The organism is Halomonas sp. LMYGS-3 (assembly GCF_059509875.1).
In genome coordinates, this window is record NZ_JCAKFQ010000075.1 from 1 (window position 1) to 733 (window position 733).

The window sequence follows — 733 nt, forward strand, 5'->3', positions numbered from 1 at the left end:
GGGGGAGCGATCACCACGGTGTGGTTCATGACTGGGGTGAAGTCGTAACAAGGTAGCCGTAGGGGAACCTGCGGCTGGATCACCTCCTTACCGACGACGTCACCGGCTGTCGGCAAGTGCTCACAATGAATTACCTGATCGGCCAGAGCAAAGACTGTTTGGGTAAAGGCCCAGCGTGACCAATGGGTCTGTAGCTCAGTTGGTTAGAGCGCACCCCTGATAAGGGTGAGGTCGGCAGTTCAAGTCTGCCCAGACCCACCATTCTCTCGCTCGGTTGGTTAGAGCGCACCCCCTGGGGTGGGATCAAGAGGAGGGTGAGGTCGCCGGGTTTTGTTCAAGTCTGCCCAGACCCACCATTCTCTCGCTCAGTTGGTTAGAGCGCACCCCCTGGGGTGAGATAAAGAGGAGGGTGAGGTCGCCGGGTTTTGTTCAAATCTGCCCAGACCCACCAAATTTGCGTGATACGTCGTTGCTTCAATACTCGCATAGCAGGCTATGCGTCGCATTGAAGCGCCTAGTCTCACACAAATTGCATTTTATCGGGGCCTTAGCTCAGCTGGGAGAGCGCCTGCCTTGCACCAGGAGGTCGCGCCGGGGTCGCGCACGACTTCGATCCCGCTAGGCTCCACCACTCCGCCCCGCAGTCTTAGCTGATCGGATCCGCAGTCACAAGCCATCGTCACATCAAGTGATGTCAGGTTTTTGACTGTCGATTGACAGTGGCTCTTTAACA

Annotated in this window: 2 tRNA genes and 1 rRNA gene; all 3 read left to right on the forward strand. The window is 56.9% G+C overall.

The features are described from left to right. Nucleotides 1-90: ribosomal RNA gene (locus AC5W54_RS22510) — 16S ribosomal RNA — on the forward strand; the annotation flags it as partial. Nucleotides 91-184: 94 nt separating this feature from the next. Further along, nucleotides 185-261: transfer RNA gene (locus AC5W54_RS22515), tRNA-Ile, on the forward strand. Nucleotides 262-541: 280 nt separating this feature from the next. Then, nucleotides 542-631: transfer RNA gene (locus AC5W54_RS22520), tRNA-OTHER, on the forward strand. Nucleotides 632-733: the final 102 nt, after the last annotated feature.